General features: G+C 72.4%; 14 protein-coding genes and 1 pseudogene. 8 read left to right on the top strand and 7 right to left on the bottom strand.

Annotated features, from left to right (window positions below):
* The first annotated feature begins 13 nt into the window (after positions 1-13).
* Positions 14-1,123, top strand: a complete 1,110-nt coding sequence (locus ACLIBK_RS13280; RefSeq protein ID WP_415387741.1) for a hypothetical protein — start codon at positions 14-16, stop codon at positions 1,121-1,123.
* 70 nt (positions 1,124-1,193) lie between these two features.
* Here ACLIBK_RS13280 and ACLIBK_RS13275 read toward each other — a convergent pair.
* From ACLIBK_RS13275 to ACLIBK_RS13265, 3 genes and pseudogenes are all read right to left on the bottom strand, one after another.
* Positions 1,194-1,409, bottom strand: a pseudogene (locus tag ACLIBK_RS13275) (hypothetical protein); the annotation flags it as partial.
* A 72-nt stretch (positions 1,410-1,481) separates the two neighbouring features.
* Positions 1,482-2,411 (bottom strand): amidohydrolase family protein, encoded by a 930-nt coding sequence (locus tag ACLIBK_RS13270; protein ID WP_415387740.1) that lies wholly within the window; start codon positions 2,409-2,411, stop codon positions 1,482-1,484.
* The gene (locus tag ACLIBK_RS13265) at positions 2,408-3,388 is read right to left on the bottom strand and encodes a Bug family tripartite tricarboxylate transporter substrate binding protein (protein ID WP_415387739.1); all 981 of its coding nucleotides are present in this window, start codon (positions 3,386-3,388) and stop codon (positions 2,408-2,410) included. The genes ACLIBK_RS13270 and ACLIBK_RS13265 overlap by 4 nt, the downstream gene beginning before the upstream one ends.
* Positions 3,389-3,610: 222 nt before the next feature.
* Between ACLIBK_RS13265 and ACLIBK_RS13260 the strand changes: the two genes are divergently transcribed.
* Genes ACLIBK_RS13260 through ACLIBK_RS13240 form a run of 5 tightly spaced genes read left to right on the top strand, consistent with a single transcriptional unit; the run spans position 3,611 to position 8,451 of the window.
* Positions 3,611-4,324: a GntR family transcriptional regulator gene (locus tag ACLIBK_RS13260; protein ID WP_415387738.1), complete on the top strand. Its 714-nt coding sequence runs from the start codon at positions 3,611-3,613 to the stop codon at positions 4,322-4,324.
* Positions 4,324-5,496: an LVIVD repeat-containing protein gene (locus ACLIBK_RS13255; protein WP_415387737.1), complete on the top strand. Its 1,173-nt coding sequence runs from the start codon at positions 4,324-4,326 to the stop codon at positions 5,494-5,496. The genes ACLIBK_RS13260 and ACLIBK_RS13255 overlap by 1 nt, the downstream gene beginning before the upstream one ends.
* A gap of 12 nt (positions 5,497-5,508) precedes the next feature.
* A complete protein-coding gene (locus ACLIBK_RS13250) occupies positions 5,509-5,760 on the top strand; it encodes a hypothetical protein (RefSeq protein ID WP_415387736.1) in 252 nt (83 codons plus the stop codon).
* A 7-nt stretch (positions 5,761-5,767) separates the two neighbouring features.
* Positions 5,768-7,453 carry a CocE/NonD family hydrolase gene (locus ACLIBK_RS13245; protein WP_415387735.1) on the top strand — a complete coding sequence of 562 codons (1,686 nt, stop codon included), beginning with the start codon at positions 5,768-5,770 and terminating at the stop codon, positions 7,451-7,453.
* Positions 7,454-7,485: 32 nt separating this feature from the next.
* A complete protein-coding gene (locus tag ACLIBK_RS13240; protein WP_415387734.1) occupies positions 7,486-8,451 on the top strand; it encodes a Bug family tripartite tricarboxylate transporter substrate binding protein in 966 nt (321 codons plus the stop codon).
* A 209-nt stretch (positions 8,452-8,660) separates the two neighbouring features.
* Here the strand turns inward: ACLIBK_RS13240 and mscL are convergent, their stop codons facing one another.
* Both mscL and ACLIBK_RS13230 read right to left on the bottom strand, forming a co-directional pair.
* Positions 8,661-9,137 carry a large-conductance mechanosensitive channel protein MscL gene (mscL, locus tag ACLIBK_RS13235; RefSeq protein ID WP_415387733.1) on the bottom strand — a complete coding sequence of 159 codons (477 nt, stop codon included), beginning with the start codon at positions 9,135-9,137 and terminating at the stop codon, positions 8,661-8,663.
* Between the two features lie 129 nt (positions 9,138-9,266).
* Entirely contained in the window at positions 9,267-10,700 is a 1,434-nt protein-coding gene (locus ACLIBK_RS13230; protein ID WP_415387732.1) for a TAXI family TRAP transporter solute-binding subunit, read from the bottom strand.
* Between the two features lie 189 nt (positions 10,701-10,889).
* Between ACLIBK_RS13230 and ACLIBK_RS13225 the strand changes: the two genes are divergently transcribed.
* A complete protein-coding gene (locus ACLIBK_RS13225) occupies positions 10,890-11,414 on the top strand; it encodes a hypothetical protein (RefSeq protein ID WP_415387731.1) in 525 nt (174 codons plus the stop codon).
* Between the two features lie 118 nt (positions 11,415-11,532).
* Here the strand turns inward: ACLIBK_RS13225 and ACLIBK_RS13220 are convergent, their stop codons facing one another.
* Positions 11,533-11,967 (bottom strand): CBS domain-containing protein, encoded by a 435-nt coding sequence (locus ACLIBK_RS13220; RefSeq protein WP_415387730.1) that lies wholly within the window; start codon positions 11,965-11,967, stop codon positions 11,533-11,535.
* Positions 11,968-12,163: 196 nt separating this feature from the next.
* Between ACLIBK_RS13220 and ACLIBK_RS13215 the strand changes: the two genes are divergently transcribed.
* Entirely contained in the window at positions 12,164-13,198 is a 1,035-nt protein-coding gene (locus ACLIBK_RS13215; protein ID WP_415387729.1) for an LLM class flavin-dependent oxidoreductase, read from the top strand.
* Between the two features lie 386 nt (positions 13,199-13,584).
* Here ACLIBK_RS13215 and ACLIBK_RS13210 read toward each other — a convergent pair whose 3' ends face one another.
* Positions 13,585-15,606: a thioredoxin domain-containing protein gene (locus ACLIBK_RS13210; protein WP_415387728.1), complete on the bottom strand. Its 2,022-nt coding sequence runs from the start codon at positions 15,604-15,606 to the stop codon at positions 13,585-13,587.
* Positions 15,607-15,634: the final 28 nt, after the last annotated feature.

The raw sequence follows: 15,634 nt of genomic DNA, 5'->3' as shown, positions 1-15,634 counted from the left end.
AAGGCGGCCCAGAATGTCCGGCACCACCCTGCTCAGCTACGGCAACACCACCGCGGACCAAGTTTATACCGCGATCACCGCGCAGGGCGTTTCCGCCTACGACGCGCGCTTCATCGCGGTGCACTGGCTCTACGACAACGTCTGGAACACGGGCCGGTCCTTCGCCTACAGCCAGCCCGTGGCGGCAACCGACGCAGCCTGTGCCCCGGCCCCCTTCCGGCGCAGCTTCGACCATGTCGACTGGGTTGACGGCGAGAGCACCGTCCAGGCCGGTGCCACGCCCGGCGGCGACGAAGGCTTCAATGCCCGGCTGCACAAGGTCGAGGCCGATCTCGACGCGCTCGGCGCCCTGTCGGCGCAGGGCTTCAGCTGCGTCAACGGGCTGCGCGCCAGCCTGTCCCGCGCCCTCGACGAGATCCGCGCGGAGCTGAACCGGCTGAACGCCGACATCGCCCAGCTCAAGCGTGGCACGGGCAACGGGCCGGTCATCGGCCCGATCGTCAAGGGACCGCGCCTGGTGGGGACGGTGAACTTCGCCGGGCAGCAACGCCTGGCCTGGGAACTCGCCAGCGGTGAAGTGCTCACCGTGCCCCAGGCGGTGAAGTCCGTGGCGGATGCGGTGGTGAACCCCGCCACCCGCGCCCCCGGCGTGGCCGAGGTGCTGGCCGGCAACGATGATATCCGCCGTGACTTCGGGGGCGCGGTGAAGGTGCGCGACCTGCTGGACAAGTACGGCAACCGGCTGACGAGCGACGGCCGTCCCCTTTCCGACCTGCTCGGCTCCCTGGCCCCGGACGAGAGCTTCACGGATCTCGACGCCGTCGTGACGCGGCTGACGGAGATGGATGCCTCCCTGGCCAAGGGGCTCGGCACGGCGGCCGGGGTGCGGCAGCAGCTCGGCCAAACCACAGGCGATCTCGGCACGGTCCAGGTCGGGCGCTTCGAGGGCCTCCCCTCCGGCCTCGCCGACGCGCTGGACGCCCAGGGCGTGAAAACCCTCAAGGACCTTTCCCAGCTGGATGCCGGCAAGCTTTCTGGCATCGCTGCGAGCAAGGGTATCACCCTCAACACGGGCTCGGCCGGTGCCATCCTTGCCCGGGCGCGGACCGTTATCCGGCTGTGAGCGGGGCGATGGGTCCGGGCCTGGCGCGCATGGCCCCGGGGAAAGCGCCATCTTCCCGGACTTACTCCGCTGGGGCCTGAATCGACGAGGCGCGGCCCTTCTTGGGCAGCGCCGTGTCGTCGATCACGAGAAATGCGTCCGGCCCGCCCACCAGCCGGTCCACCTCGGCCGCCAGCGCCGCCACGTAGAGCGGGCACATCGTCCACCGTGCCCGATGCCCCAGCGCCTCCAGGAACGGTGCCAAACAGCGCCCCAGCTCCGTCCGCCATCCCGCGCCCGACACCATGACCGCCTCCGATCATCCCCTGATCAGCGTGCCCGGCCAGAAGACAGGTTTCAGCAGCCTGTCGGAGTCGTGCTAAGCTCCTGCACCGTCAGGAAACCCGTACAGGGCCGCGGGATTGGTGACGAGGACGCGCTCGCGCACCTCGGCGCTCGGCAGCCAATCCGCCAGCAGATCCACCAGGTCGCCGTCGTCGGGCATGGCGCCTTTGACCATGACGTGGGGCCAGTCGCTGCCCCAGAGCAGCCGCTCCGGCGCCGCATCGGCCAGGGCGCGCGCCATGGGCAGGATGTCGCGATACGGCAGGATCTCGGCGGAGATACGGTAGGGGCCGGTCAGCTTCACCCAGCAGCGGCTCCGCGCCAGGAGGCGCAGCAGCGCCGCGAAGCCCGCCGTCGCGGCGCCTCCCCTGGCGGCCGGCACGTAGCCGAGATGGCCGAACACCAGCGGCACCGGCAGGTCCCCCAGCAGCGTGTCGAGTTCCGGCACCGCGTCCACCTGCAGCAGCAGCTCCAGGTGCCAGCCCAGCGGTGCGATGCGCGCGGCCAGGGCGCGCAGCAGCTCGGGTGGCACGGCGTTGCGGCCTTCCCGGCGGTCCACCAGGTTGACGCGGACGCCGCGCACCCCCGCACGATGCATCGCTTCCAGCTCGGCGGCGGGGATATCGGGCTCCACCACGGCCACGCCGCGGAACGCATCGCCGGCTTCGGCCAGCGCGCGCAGCAGCACGCGATTGTCGGTGCCGTAAACGCTGGGCTGCACCAGCACGCCCCGCGACACGCCCAGCCGGGCCAGCAGCGCGCGATAGGTGGGCAGCAGCGCGTCCGGCGGGGTGTAGATGCGCTCCGCCGCGTAGGGAAACCCAGCCAGCGGGCCGCAGATATGCGCGTGGCAGTCGCAGGCGCCGGGCGGCAGCGCGAGACCCGGCTGGCGCGGCGCGGGATGAGGCGCGGCGCAGAGTGGCGCGTCCGGCGGCAGCGCCGCGGAGGGCGAGGCGGAACTCACTCCGCGTGCAGTCCCGCGCTGCGGATCACGCCGCCCCAGCGGTCGGCTTCCTCGCGGATATAGGTCGCGAAGCGCGCGGGCGTGCTGCGCATCTCCTCGACGCCCAGCAGGTCGAGCTTCTCGCGCACGCCGCGGTCGGCCAGCGTGGTGGCCAAGGCTTGGTCCAACCGGTTGACCAGCGGCTCCGGCACCCCGGCCGGCATGACGATGCCGTGCCAGGTGGCGGCGTCGAAGCCGGGCAGGGCCGCCTCGGCCACGGTGGGCAGGTCCGGGACGGCGGGGGAGCGGGTCGTCGCGGTGACGGCGAGCGCGCACAGGCTGCGCTCGCGGATGAAGTTCATCACCGAGGCGGAGGTGGCGAACATCATCTGCACGCGCCCGTCGATCAGGTCGTTGAGCGCCGGCGCCGCGCCGCGATAGGCGACGTGCACGATCTCCACCCCCGCGCGCAGCCGGAACAGCTCCCCCGCCAGATGCGCCGCGGTGCCGCTGCCGGAGGAGGCGTAGTTCAGCGTCCCCGGCTGCGCCTTGGCCAGGGCGATCAGCTCGGGCACCGAGCGCGCCGGCACGGCGGGGTTCACCACCAGGATGTTGGGCTGCGCCCCCACCAGCGTGACGGGCACGAAGTCGCGGATGGGGTCGTAGGGGATGCTGCGGTACAGGAAGGCGTTGGCGGCCAGGATGCTGTTGTTGGCCATCAGCAGCGTGTAGCCGTCGGGCGGCGACTTCGCGACCACCTCGGCGGCGACGTTGCCGCCCGCGCCGGGACGGTTCTCGATCACCACGGTTTGGCCGAGTTCCTGCGTCACGCGCTGGCCGATGATGCGCGCCAGCACGTCGCTGGGGCCGCCTGGGGTGAAGGCCACCACCAGCCGCAGCGGCCGGTTCGGCCATTCCTGCGCGCGTGCCGGCCGCGCGGCCGAGGCGAGGCCCGCCGCGGCGAGACCCAGGCCGAGCAGCGGCCTCCGAGCGATCATCTCCGTTTCCTTCCCGCTGCGCCACGCGGGTGGTTCCCGCGCCTTGGCCGAACCCGGCGCGGCGCAGCACACCACCAGCGCGATCAGTGTACAAGAGAAATATCGATCATCTTTCGTGAGAACAGAAAGGATCGGTATTGCGGCCCGTGCGGCTTCCACCTTACGATCCGCCCCACCACGCCGCCGAACCTGGCGGCCAGCGGCAATCCACCCGGGTGAGGCATGCACAGCAGAGCCGCGGAACACGCGCCCGGCACCCTCGCCTCCGCGGCCTATTCCCGGCTGCGCGACGAGATCATCTCCACCGAGATCGCGCCGGGCACGCGCCTGCGCACCCGCCAGCTCTGCGCCCGCTACGAGATGGGGCTCAGCCCGATCCGCGAAGCGCTGAGCCGCCTGTCGAGCGAGGGGCTGGTGGTGCAATCCGACCAGCGCGGCTTCACCGTGGCACCGCTCAGCGCCGCGGACCTCGCGGAACTGACGCGCACCCGAACTTGGCTGAACGAGACCGGGCTGCGCGAATCCATCGCCCATGGCGGCCAGGATTGGGAGGAAGCGCTGCTGCTGGCCTTCCACCGCCTGTCGCGCATCCCGCGCTTCGGCGAGGGCATCGGCCCACGCAACCCCGCCTGGGACGCTGCGCACCGGCACTTCCACCGCTGCCTGATCGCCGGATGCCGCTCCGGCTGGCTGCTGGGCTTCTGCGACCAGCTCTTCGATGCCTTCGAGCGCTACCGCAACCTGTCCGCCTTCACCCCGCGTACGCGGCCCGACCACGTCGGGGAGCACGAGGCGCTGACCCGCGCCGCGCTGGCGCGCCGGGCCGAGGAGGCCGCGCAGCTGCTGCGGGCGCATTTCGCCCTGAGCGCCGAACTGGCACTCGGCCACCTGCCGCCGGAAGTCCCACCCGCCCGGCCACGAGGAGAACGCGGTTGATGCAGCCCGAGGAAGCCCGCAACTTCCGCCTTCTCGGCCACGATCCTTCGGCCGCCTTCGGCGCCGGCAGCCTGGTGGAGGTACGCCGCGGCCACGCCTATGTCGGCTCGGTCGGCGGCGCCGGCGCCGAGGGGCGGGAAGGCTTCACGGTGCACGACGTTTCCGACCCACGCCGGCCGCGCAAGGTCTGGGAATTTCGCGCCCCGCCGGGGGTCCACATGCACAAGCTGCGCTACGTGCACGAGGACCTGCTCTACGTGAATTCGGAGCGGCTGGCGGGCGAGGCCGGGCTGAACGCCCGTGCCGGCTTCTTCATCTTCGACATCAGCCGCCCGGCCGAACCGCGCGAGGTCGGCTTCATGGACATGCCCGGCAGCGGCCCGCACCGCTTCGGCGTGGACAACGAACGCCACCTCGCCTTCATGCCCTGCGACGCGCCGGGCTGGAACAAGCGCGTCATCTGGACCCTGGACCTGCGCGACCCGCTGCGGCCCGAGCCCATCAGCATCTGGGGCCTGCCCTGGCAGAAGACCGAGGGCGAGGGCGAGGGCAACGACCCCACCCCGGCCGAGACCGCCTGCACCCTGCACGGCCCACCGATGATTCGCGGCAACCGCATGTATGCGGCCTTCTGGGGCGGCGGCGTGGCGGTGATCGACTGCACCGACCTGCGCGACATGAAACTGGCCGGGCATGTCTGCTGGTCGCCGCCCTTCGTGGGCTCCACCCACACGGCTTGGCCGATCGGCGACCGGCCTTACCTAGTCGTGACGGACGAGGCGCGGGCCAAGCAGAACTACTGGGACAGCCAGTTCATGTGGATCGTGGACATCCGCGACGAGGCCAAGCCCACGCCCGTGTCCACCTGGTTCCCCGAGCGGGAAAAATACTTCCACCGCGGCGGCCGCTTCGGCGCCCACAACATCCTGGAAAACATCCCCGGCGAGGGTCCCTGGGCCAACACGGTGTTCATCACCTACTTCAACGCCGGGCTGCGCGCCGTGGACGTCAGCGACGTGCTGCGGCCCAAGGAGGTGGGCTGCTTCGTCCCCGCCGTGGCGGACGGGGCGCGCATGATCCAGTCCAACGACATCGGCGCCGACGAGCATGGCCGGCTCTACCTGATCGACCGCTGGGGCCAGGGCATGCACATCGTCGAATACACGGGCTGAGGGCGCGGCCCCGTGTGCGAGGCCTGCGAGCGCGGCGAGGCCGGGGAAGCCATCGGCCCGGCCCTGCTGCGGCGCGCGCGCGGCATCGAAGCCGCCCTGCCGGGGGAGCGGGTGCCGGAGGAAGCGTGGCACATCCTGACCGGCCGGGGTGGCGCCATCGCCTGGTCCGATCACCTGCGCATGCTGCGCTGCCTGGAGGAAGCCGCCACCAACACGCCACGGCCGGGCGGGCTGCGCTGCGACGCCATCATGGAGCGGAACTGAGAAGCGGATGCCCGACACCCAGCCCGCAGCAATGATCGTCGAGAAGGATGCCGGCATCCCCGTCAATGACGGCCATGTCCTGCGTGCCAACATTTATCGCCCGCCGGGGCCCGGCCGCTTCCCGGTGATCATGACCCAGGGCGTCTACGGCAAGGACGTGCATTTCGCCGACGGCTACGCGGCGCAATGGGAGAAGCTGCACAAGCTCCACCCCGATGTCTTCGCCGGCTCCTCCGGCCGCTATCTCCGCTGGGAGCTGGTGGACCCCGAGCGCTGGGTGCCGGACGGCTTCGTGGTGATCGCCGTGGACTCCCGGGGCAGCGGCAAGTCGCCGGGCTTCCTGGACCCGATGTCGCCGCGCGAGATCCAGGACTACCACGATGCCGTGGAATGGGCGGGCACGCAGCCCTGGTCCAACGGGCGGGTGGGGCTGCTGGGCATCTCCTATCTCGCGCACACGCAATGGCGGGTGGCGGCGCTGCGGCCCAGGCACCTGGCGGCGATCATCCCCTGGGAAGGCTTCGTCGATCCCTATCGCGACCGCACGCATCACGGCGGCATTTTCAGCAACAGCTTCACGAGCAACTGGCTGGAACGGCAGGTGCTGGTGAACCAGAACGGCAACGGCGCCACGCGGCACCGCGACCGCGACACCGGCCTGCCCACCACCGGCGAACCATTGTCGGAAGAGATGCTGGCCGCCAACCGCGTGGACTACGGCGGCACCATCCTGCGGCACACCATGGACGACGCCTTCTACCGGGAGCGCCGACCGGACCTGTCCCGCATCGAGGTGCCGGTGCTGTCCTGCGGCAACTGGGGCGGTCCAGGCGTCCACCTGCGCGGCAACATCGAGGGCTTCACCGGCGCGGGCTCGGCGCAGAAATGGCTCACCATGCATCTCGGCACGCATTTCGAGAGCTTCTACCTGCCCGAGGGCATCGCCCTACAGCGGCGCTTCTTCGAGCGCTACCTGAAGGGCATCGAGAACGGGTGGGAGGAGGAGCCCCGCGTGCAGGTGGCGGTGCGCCGCGTGGACGGTGCCGGGTTCCGCACGGACACGAGCTGGCCGCTCTCGGGCACGCGCTGGACCCGCCAGCACCTCGATGCCGGGTCGGTGACGCTGCGTCCGGACACGCCGGCAACGGCGGGGTGCGCCGAATATGACGCCCTGGGCGAGGGCCTGCACTTCTCCACCGCGCCCTTCGCGGCGGATACGGAGTTCACCGGCTCCCTCATGGCCCGGCTCTGGATCGCCTCCAGCACCGAGGACGCCGACATCTTCGCCACGCTGCGACTGATCGACCCCGCGGGCGAGGAGGTGGTGTTCGCCGGTGCCCATGAGCCGACGCCGGTGGCGCGCGGCTGGCTGCGCGCGTCGCACCGCCGCACCGACCCCGAGCGCTCGCTGCCCTGGCGGCCCTGGCACGGCCACGACCGCCGCGAGCCGCTGGTGCCCGGCGAGCCTACGGCGGTTGAGGTGGAGATCTGGCCGACCAGCATCGTCTGCCCCGCCGGTTACCGGCTGGTGCTGACGCTGGCAGGGCGCGACTTCCAGCTTCCCGGCACGCCCGGCCGCATCCTGCACGACCACCCCGCCGATCGCGGGCACCCCCGCTTCGCGGGCCGCAGCACGGTGCTGACGGGGCCGGAGCACGACTCCTTCCTGCTCCTGCCGCTCATCCCGGACTAGCCCCCGGCAAGTTCCAGAACACGGAGAACACGATGCGACGCAGGGCATTTCTCGCCGCAGCCGCCGGAGCGACGCTGCTGCCGGGCGCGGCACGCGCGGCGGAATATCCCGACCGGCCGATCCGCCTGCTGGTGCCGTTCAGCGCCGGCGGCGCGCCGGACGTGGCGGCCCGCATCATGGCGCGCCAGGTGAGCATCCAGCTCGGCCAGGGCGTCGTGATCGAGAACCGCACGGGCGCCAACGGCATCATCGCCAGCGAGATGGTCGCGAAGGCACGGCCCGACGGGTACAACCTGCTCTACACGACCGGCTCGCACGCCATCAACCCGAGCCTGTACCGCCGCCTGCCCTACGACACGGAAGCGGATTTCACCCCCATCTCGCTGCTGCTGGTGGCGCCCGCCTATATCCTGGTGGTCAACAACGAGCTGCCGGTGCGCAGCGTCGCCGACCTCGTGGCGCGCGCCCGCGCGGGGCAGGTGACTTTCGGCTCCCCGGGCGTGGGCAATTCCATCCACATGGCGGCGGAAGGGATCAACCAGCTCGCCGGCGTCAGCATGGTGCACGTGCCCTTCCGCGGTGCCACCCAGGCACTGGAAGCGGTGGTGACGGGACAAGTGGATTGCATGTTCCTCAACCCGCTCGCCGCCCTGCCGGTGATCAACGAGGGCCGCGTGCGCGCCATCGCGGTCAGCAGCCGCGAACGCTTCGACAAGCTGCCGGAGCTGCCCACGGTGGCCGAGGGCGGGGTGCCCGGCTACGAGATGGAAGGCGGGTGGAACGCCCTCTACGGCCCACCCGCCCTGCCAGCCGCCATCGTCACCCGGCTCGTGGAGGAGTTTCGCACCGCGACCCGGGTACCGGAGGTGCGGGCACAGCTGGAAGAACAGGGCAACCGTGTCGTGGCCAGCGACCCGGAAGTTTTGGCGGCCAAGGTCGGCAGCGAGGTGCGCAAGTTCGCTGCGCTGACCCGTGCAGCGGGTATCGAGCCGCAGTAGTGACATCGGGGTCCCGCGATTCCCGCCACGGCCCACCATCGCGAAGGTCAGGGCGGAACCGAGCGCCGCGGGTGGCGGGGGCTGCCATCCCCTGCCCCCGTGCCAGCAAGCCCCGCCGCCACGGTCCTGCCGGTGGCGGGCTCGTCCAGGTGGCGGGGCGAAGCCGAGGCTTTCTGCACGGCCGCCGCCAGCGATGACCGTTCCCCGAATCAGGCCGCGGGCGTGCCGGGCACGGCGGGTTCGGCGCGGCGGGCGGCGCGGAGTTCGTCGCGGATCTCGGTCAGCAGCACTTCGGAGGCGGTAGGGGCGGCCTTCTTCTCGCCGGTGAGTCGGAAGCGGGCCAGCAGCTTGAGCATCCAGAAGATCGCCAGCGCCACGATGGCGAACTTGATCACGGCGTTGATGAACTTGCCCAGCGCCAGCACCGCGGCGCCGCCGTTGCGCGTCGCTTCCAGCGAGGCCGCCCGCTCGCCCGACAGCACCACGAAAACGTTGGAGAAGTCGATCCCGCCCACCATCAGGCCGATCAGCGGGTTGATCAGGTCCTCCACCAGGCTGGACACGATGGTGGTGAAGGCGGCCCCGATCACCACGCCCACCGCGAGGTCGATGACGTTGCCGCGGGTGACGAAGGCTTTGAACTCCTGCACCCAGGTCGGCTCCCGGAGCGGAATGGACGGCAGCATGTGTGGCCTCCTCGGTACGTGAGCGGACATCGCCGCGGCGCGGGCGCGGCGACAGCTTCCGACTTCCCGCCCACGCGAAACAACGAAAACCGGCGCTGGCCTCGCCGCAGCGCCGCGGGGCAGGACGCCTCAGGCCGGGGGCAGGCTGCCCGCCGCGGCGGGGCGGGACGCGCCGGAAAGGGGGCGGGGCGTTTCGGGTGCCCCCAGGTCGGCCCAGGACGGCTCCTCCCGGGCGCGCGATGCCACGCTGGCCGGGGCGGGCGCCGTCCGGGACGCGGCAGCCGGGGCGTCGGCTCCGCCCCGCGCCTCCGGAAGGGCGCCCGGCAGAACCGCGCCGGGCGGGTCCAGCGGGGCGGGCTTGCCGTCGCGCAGCCAGGCAATGTGCCGGCGCAGCGTGTAGAGCTGGCTGAAATAGCTTTCCGGCAGGTTCAGCGCCGCAGCCTCACGCTCCAGCGCGTCCAGCTTCGCGGGCACCGCGCCCTCCGCCTCGATGCGGTGCAGCTTGTTGTAGAGCCGCCAGATCTTGCGCTCCATCTGCCAGGTGTAGAGCGGCGGCGCGATGCGCATCAGCGGCAGCAACAGCGTGAACAGCGGGATCAGCAGCACCCACATGCGCTCGATGGTCACGGCCACCCAGAAGGGCAGGTAGGACTGCAGGAAGCTCACCCCGCTCTGGTAGAAGCGTGCGGCATCGGGCTGCAGCGGCACGTCGGGGTTCAGCGGCGTGGGGAAGCGGCCTTCCGTGTTGAACAGCGCCCGGCGGCTGTGGGTGTCGCGCATCAGCCGCAGCAGCAGCGACACCACCTGCGGATGGATGTCCTCCCGCGCCAGCACGGAGGCCGTGGGCGCCAGCAGGGTCACGTCGTCGGGCGGCAGGTCCTCCGGCAGGCTCACCGCCGCCCGCGGCAGCCGCACCGGGCTGAGATAGGGCAGTAGCGAGGCATAGGCGTCGGCGCGGGAGCGGAAGTTCACCAGCTCCGCCTGCTCGCCCGCGCGCAGCAGCCGGGCGATGGGGGCGGTGGGGATACCGTTCACCAGGAAGGCGGCGTCCACCGTGCCGTCCAGCAACGCCTGCGCCGCCTCCGTGCCGCTCAGCGGCACCGCGCGGATGCTGTCCGCCGGCAGGCCGTTGGCGGCCAGCAGCGCCAGCGCCAGCGCCCGAGTGCCGCTGCCCTCGGGGCCGATGGCCACGGGTCGGCCGCGCAGCCGGTTCACCGAAACGGGCGTGCCGTCGCCGCGGCGGATAAAAAACCAGGCCGGCTCGAAGAACACCCCGCCCAGCGACACCAGCTGCGGGTCGCGGCGACGGTCGGCCACGCCGCCCTGCACCAGGGCGAGGTCCACCTCGCCCCGCTCCAGCAGCGCGATGTTCTCCACCGAGCCGGCGCTGGGCCGGCGCAGCACGTGGAAGCCTTCCGCCTCCAGCCCGCGCGCATAGGCTTCCACCGCGGCCGCATAGGCGCTGTCGGGGTCGGCGGAGGTGGCGAAGCGCACCACCGTGGGCGGCGCCGGCGCCACGAAGCGATAGGCCAGCGCCAGCCCCGCGGCGGTCAGCAGGACCACCAGCCCCCAGGTCCGAACAAAGGCAGTGATGGCAGCCCACATGCCGACCGCAACGAGGTGCGAGGATCAACGGTTTCAACCGCGGCGAAACCAGGGCTAGCATCCCCGCGTTGCCCTCGGCAGAACCTGGGTCGCCCCGATTCGGAGCGTGCCGAGCAGGCTTTGAACCCGAGACCGGAGAACCGTCACATGGCTCGCAACACCGCGGCAATCGCCGCCCTGGCACTGGCGCTGGGTGTTTCAACCGGCGCCATGGCGCAGCTGCAGCCCGGCCAGGGTCCGGCCTTCGGCGGCAACAACAACAGCGCCACGGACAGCATGCGCCCGCTGCCCGGCTCCGCCCCGCCGGTGAGCCGCAACACCCCCGGCGCCACCCCGCCCAGCACCAGCCGCAGCGTCACCGACAGCATGCGGCCGCAGCCCGGCTCCGCCCCGGCGACCACCCGCCCGGGCATCGGCGCCACGCCCTACAGCACCAGCAACAGCGTGACGGATAGCGGCAGCCTGAACCTTGAGGCCCGCCCGCGCGGCCGCCGCAACACCGTGTCCGCGCCCGCCCCGGCCGTGGACGCCGCGGACCGTCCCGCCCGCCGTGCCGCCGCCGCCGCGGCACCCCGCCGCGGTCGCGCCGCTTCCGGCAGCGACGCCGCCTACATGGGCGGCGGCATGGTGATGGAGCGTGCGCCCGACGGCACGATGCGCCCGGTCAACTGAACCGGCCGACCCGGTGGCGCGGCGGGAACCCCCTGCCGCGCCACCACCTCGCCACCCCGGCCTGTCCGGGATGGCGCCGGTGCCCCGCCGCGCCTTCGCGGCGTGTCCCGCCCCGCTCTCAGCCTCCCGTGGCGACGTAGGTCCGCAGCGACTCCGCCTCGTCCTCGGCCTGGGCGATGCGCGCCTTCACCAGGTCCCCGATCGACACCATGCCCGCCAGCCGGCCCTCGTCCAGCACGGGCAGATGGCGGATGCGCCGGTCCGTCATCATCGCCAGAGCGTCCGTGATGGTGGTCCGCGGCGACACCGTGGACAGTTCCCGCGTCATCAGCGCTTCCGCCAGCAGCGCCGCCGTGCCCTCCCCGGCCCGGGCCATGGCGCGCACGATGTCGCGCTCGCTGATGATGCCCATCACCCCGCCCGACGCGTCGCGCACCAGCACGGCCCCGATGCGATGCTGCGCCAGGGTGCGGGCGATGCTGGCGGCATCATCGTGGGGCGACACGGCGACGACCTGATCGCCCTTGTGGCGCAGGATGCTGGCGATGGTCATGGGTCCGCTCTCCTCCTCGATCCGGCAGGGTTCCCGGCGCGGTTGAACCGCCCCTGGCTCCTTCGCCGTTCTTGCCGGGGCGATGCTGCCACCCTGGATTACGGCGCGGCAAGGAATCTCGGGCGGCCTCACGCAAGCGTATCGCAGCGGCGAGTTGCCCTTTCCGTCCTGCCTGCCGCTGCCCAACTAGGGCCTCATGGCACCTCGGCTCTCCATCCTCGACCAGTCCCCCGTGTCCGAAGGCCGCAATGCCGCCGACGCCATCGGCGAAACCCTGGCCCTGGCGCGGCTGGCGGACGAGCTGGGCTTCCACCGCTACTGGCTGGCCGAGCACCACAACACCGAGGCCCTGGCCGGCCCGGCGCCGGAAATCCTGATTTCCGCCGTGGCGGCCACCACGCGGCGCATCCGCGTCGGTTCGGCCGGGGTAATGCTGCCGCACTACAGCGCCCTCAAGGTCGCCGAGCAGTTCCGCGTGCTGGAAGGCATCGCCCCTGGCCGCATCGACCTCGGCGTCGGCCGCGCGCCCGGTTCGGACGGCCGCACCGCCTTTGCCCTCAACCCCGAGGCCGCCCAGGCCGCCGACCGATTTCCCGAGCAGCTGCGCGACCTGCTGGGCTGGCTGGGCGACAGCCTGCCCGAGGGCCATCGCTTCGCCGCCGTGCGCGCCCAGCCCGCCGTGCCGACCCGGCCCGAGGTCTGGGTCCTCGGCAGCAGCGACTACGGCGCTCAGGTCGCGGCCTATTTCGGCCTGCCCTACTGCTTCGCCCATTTCATCACCGAGGGCCGCGGCGCCGCCGAGGCCCTCGCCCTGTACCGCGACGGCTTCCGCCCTGGCCTGATCCCCGCCCCGCACGCCTCCGCCTGCGTCTTCGCCCTGGCCGCCGACACGGAGGCCGAAGCCTGGCGCCTGTTCCGCTCCCGCGAGCTGGCCCGTGTGCTGCGCGACAGCGGCCGCTTCGTACCCCTGCCCAGCGTCGAGACCGCCGAGCGCTACCCCTACAACGCCGCGGAGCAGGCGCAGGTGGAACGCCGCCGCGCCCGCGCCATCGTCGGCACCGGCGCGCAAGTGCGCGACCAGCTCCACGCCCTGGCCGCCGAACTGGGCGTCCAGGAACTGGCCGTGCTGACCGCCTGCCACGACGCCGCCGCCCGCCGCCGCTCCTACACCCTGCTCGCCGAAGCCGCCGGCCTCACGGCCAACCTGACGGACCACAGCGCCGCCGCCTGACTCCGGAGTGCGCGACTTCGGGCATGGTCGCGGGTCCAGGTAGCGTCGGTTGGTCCTGAAGTGTTCGAGCCGTGGCCAGGGGCGCTGCCCCTGGACCCCAGGGCAAAGGCGAAGCCTTTGTCCCGAGCCGGGGAGTTACGAACTCCCCGGACCCCGCGTTGAGTGCCTCCGGCGGGGGCGGGATGATCCACGTCGGTCATGGCGGGCACCCTCGGCCATCCCGCCCCCGCCGGAGGCACTCATGAGGTCGAGGAGCCTAAGCTCCTCGCGGGGTGTCCAGAGGGGCAGAGCCCCTCTGGCCCCGGTCCGAACACTTCAGGACCAACCCATACCACTCAGTACCCGCGACCACGCCCGAAGTCACGCACCCGGCAGTCTTGGCCGCGTCAGGCGTCGCGCAGTTGGCGCAGGAGGTCGCGCGGCTCGGTGACGGGCAGGCCGCAGCGGCCGGTGCGGCACAGGTAGGCGGCGGCGCGGCCGTCCACCGGGCCCTTGCCAGCGGCGGGGTGGCTGGGCGGCAGGTCGGGGCCGGCGCGCAGCACGGCGACGGCGGGATCGGGCGCGCGTAGGGCGGCCTGGCGCAGGGGTCCGGCGGGCTCCCCGGCCACGGCCACGCTGGCGCCTTCCTGCAGCAGGTCGGCGGCGGCCAGCAGGGTCGGCATGATCGTCAGCGCCTCTTCCTGGCCGGTGAAGGCGGAAACGGTGCGCTCGGCCCGCCGCGCCCAGTGGTCCTCCCCGGTCAGGTGGAACAGGCGGGCCTGCACCTCGGCCAGCAGGCCGTTGCCGGAGGGGGTGGCGTTGTCCACGGCGCTGCGCACGCGGAAGGGCACGTCGGCCGCGTCGTCGGCACTGCTGAAATAGCCGCCCTCCGGGCTGGCGAAATGCCGCTCGCAGGCCTCCGCCCAACCCACCGCCTGGTCGAGGAACCCCGCCTCCCCCGTAGCTTCGTGCAGCGCCAGCGCGGCGCGGGCCAGGGCGGCGTGGTCCTCCAGCAGCCCCGCCGCGCGCGGGCGGCCGGCGCGGAAGGCGTGGTGCAGCCGGCCGTCCGGGGCGGCCATCTGCGCCACCACCGCAGTGAAGACGCGCCGGGCCAGGATCAGCCAATCCGGGCGGTCGAACACCGCCGCGGCCCGTGCCAGCGCCGCCACCGCCAGCCCGTTCCAGTCCGCCAGCACCTTGTCGTCGCGGGCGGGACGCACGCGGCCCTCCCGCACCGCCAGCATCCGGGCGCGCAGCTCGCCCAGGGCCTGCTCCGCCACCTCCGGCAGCGGGTCGGGCCGGCGGCTGCGGTTGAGCACGTTGCGCCCTTCCCAGTTGCCCTCCGCCGTCACGTCGTAGGCCGTGGCGAAGAGCGCGGCCTCCGGGCCCAGGGCGGCCCTGACCTCCGCCGCGGTCCAGACGTAGAAGCGGCCTTCCTCGCCCTCGCTGTCCGCGTCCAGCGAGGCGGCGTAGGCGCCGCCCTCGGCCAGCATCTCGCGCTCCAGCCAGCCCACCAGCTCCTCGGCGCGGGTGGCGAACAGCACGTCGTGCTGCCGGGCATAGGCCAGGGCCAGCAGCTCCAGCAGCTGGGCGTTGTCGTAGAGCATCTTCTCGAAATGCGGCACCAGCCACGCGGCATCCGTGCTGTAGCGGGCGAAGCCGCCGCCGAGATGGTCCCAGATGCCGCCCTGGCACATCCGGCGCAGCAGCAGCTCCGCGGCCTCGGCGCAGGCCGGGTCGGCCAAGCGCTGCGCCATCTGCAGCAGGAAGCGGTAGATCGGTGGGCTGGGGAATTTCGGCGCCCCGCGCATGCCGCCCGCCACCCCGTCCTGCACTCCCAGGATTGCCTGCGCCACCGCGTCCAGCACGTCGCGGGCAGGCAGCGCGCCAGGATGCGCGGCGGCCAGCCGGGCCAGGCCGCCGCGCAGCGCGGCGCCGTCCTTGGCCACCCGTGCGGGGTCCTGCCGGTAGCCGGCCGCGACGCCGCGCAACAGCTGCGCGAAGGAGGGACGGCCCCAGCGCGGCTCGGGCGGGAAATAGGTGCCGCCGAAGAAGGGCTCGCCCGCCGGGGTCAAGAACATGGTCAGCGGCCAGCCGCCCTGCTCGCCCATCAGGTGCAGCGCGTTCATGTAGGCCTGGTCGATCTCCGGCCGTTCCTCGCGGTCCACCTTCACGTTGACGAAGTGCTGGTTCATCAACGCTGCCACCGCCGGGTCCTCGAAGGACTCGTGCGCCATGACGTGGCACCAGTGGCAGGCGGCATAACCCACCGAGAGCAGGACCGGCTTGCCCGTCGCCTGCGCCTCGGCCAGGGCGGCGGCGCCCCAGGGGCGCCAGTGCACGGGGTTGTCGGCGTGCTGCAGCAGGTAGGGGCTGGCTTCCTCCCCCAGCAGGTTGCGCGCGGGAAAGTCCGGGGCAGTGTCGAGCATGGGCGCATCCCTGGCGGAAGCGGCGGCG

This window comes from Roseomonas sp. BN140053, from assembly GCF_047690175.1.
In the GTDB taxonomy this organism is placed as follows: Bacteria; Pseudomonadota; Alphaproteobacteria; order Acetobacterales; family Acetobacteraceae; genus Roseomonas.
Note: the sequence above shows the minus strand (reverse complement) of the source record. Positions and strands in the feature narration are given on the sequence as shown.

Coding starts and splice junctions, on each gene's coding strand:
- ACLIBK_RS13280 (WP_415387741.1), top strand. CDS start 14: ATGTCCGGCACCACCCTGCTCAGCTACGGCAACACCACCGCGGACCAA.
- ACLIBK_RS13265 (WP_415387739.1), bottom strand. CDS start 3,388: ATGATCGCTCGGAGGCCGCTGCTCGGCCTGGGTCTCGCCGCGGCGGGC.
- ACLIBK_RS13260 (WP_415387738.1), top strand. CDS start 3,611: ATGCACAGCAGAGCCGCGGAACACGCGCCCGGCACCCTCGCCTCCGCG.
- ACLIBK_RS13255 (WP_415387737.1), top strand. CDS start 4,324: ATGCAGCCCGAGGAAGCCCGCAACTTCCGCCTTCTCGGCCACGATCCT.
- ACLIBK_RS13245 (WP_415387735.1), top strand. CDS start 5,768: ATGCCCGACACCCAGCCCGCAGCAATGATCGTCGAGAAGGATGCCGGC.
- ACLIBK_RS13240 (WP_415387734.1), top strand. CDS start 7,486: ATGCGACGCAGGGCATTTCTCGCCGCAGCCGCCGGAGCGACGCTGCTG.
- mscL (WP_415387733.1), bottom strand. CDS start 9,137: ATGCTGCCGTCCATTCCGCTCCGGGAGCCGACCTGGGTGCAGGAGTTC.
- ACLIBK_RS13225 (WP_415387731.1), top strand. CDS start 10,890: ATGGCTCGCAACACCGCGGCAATCGCCGCCCTGGCACTGGCGCTGGGT.
- ACLIBK_RS13220 (WP_415387730.1), bottom strand. CDS start 11,967: ATGACCATCGCCAGCATCCTGCGCCACAAGGGCGATCAGGTCGTCGCC.
- ACLIBK_RS13215 (WP_415387729.1), top strand. CDS start 12,164: ATGGCACCTCGGCTCTCCATCCTCGACCAGTCCCCCGTGTCCGAAGGC.
- ACLIBK_RS13210 (WP_415387728.1), bottom strand. CDS start 15,606: ATGCTCGACACTGCCCCGGACTTTCCCGCGCGCAACCTGCTGGGGGAG.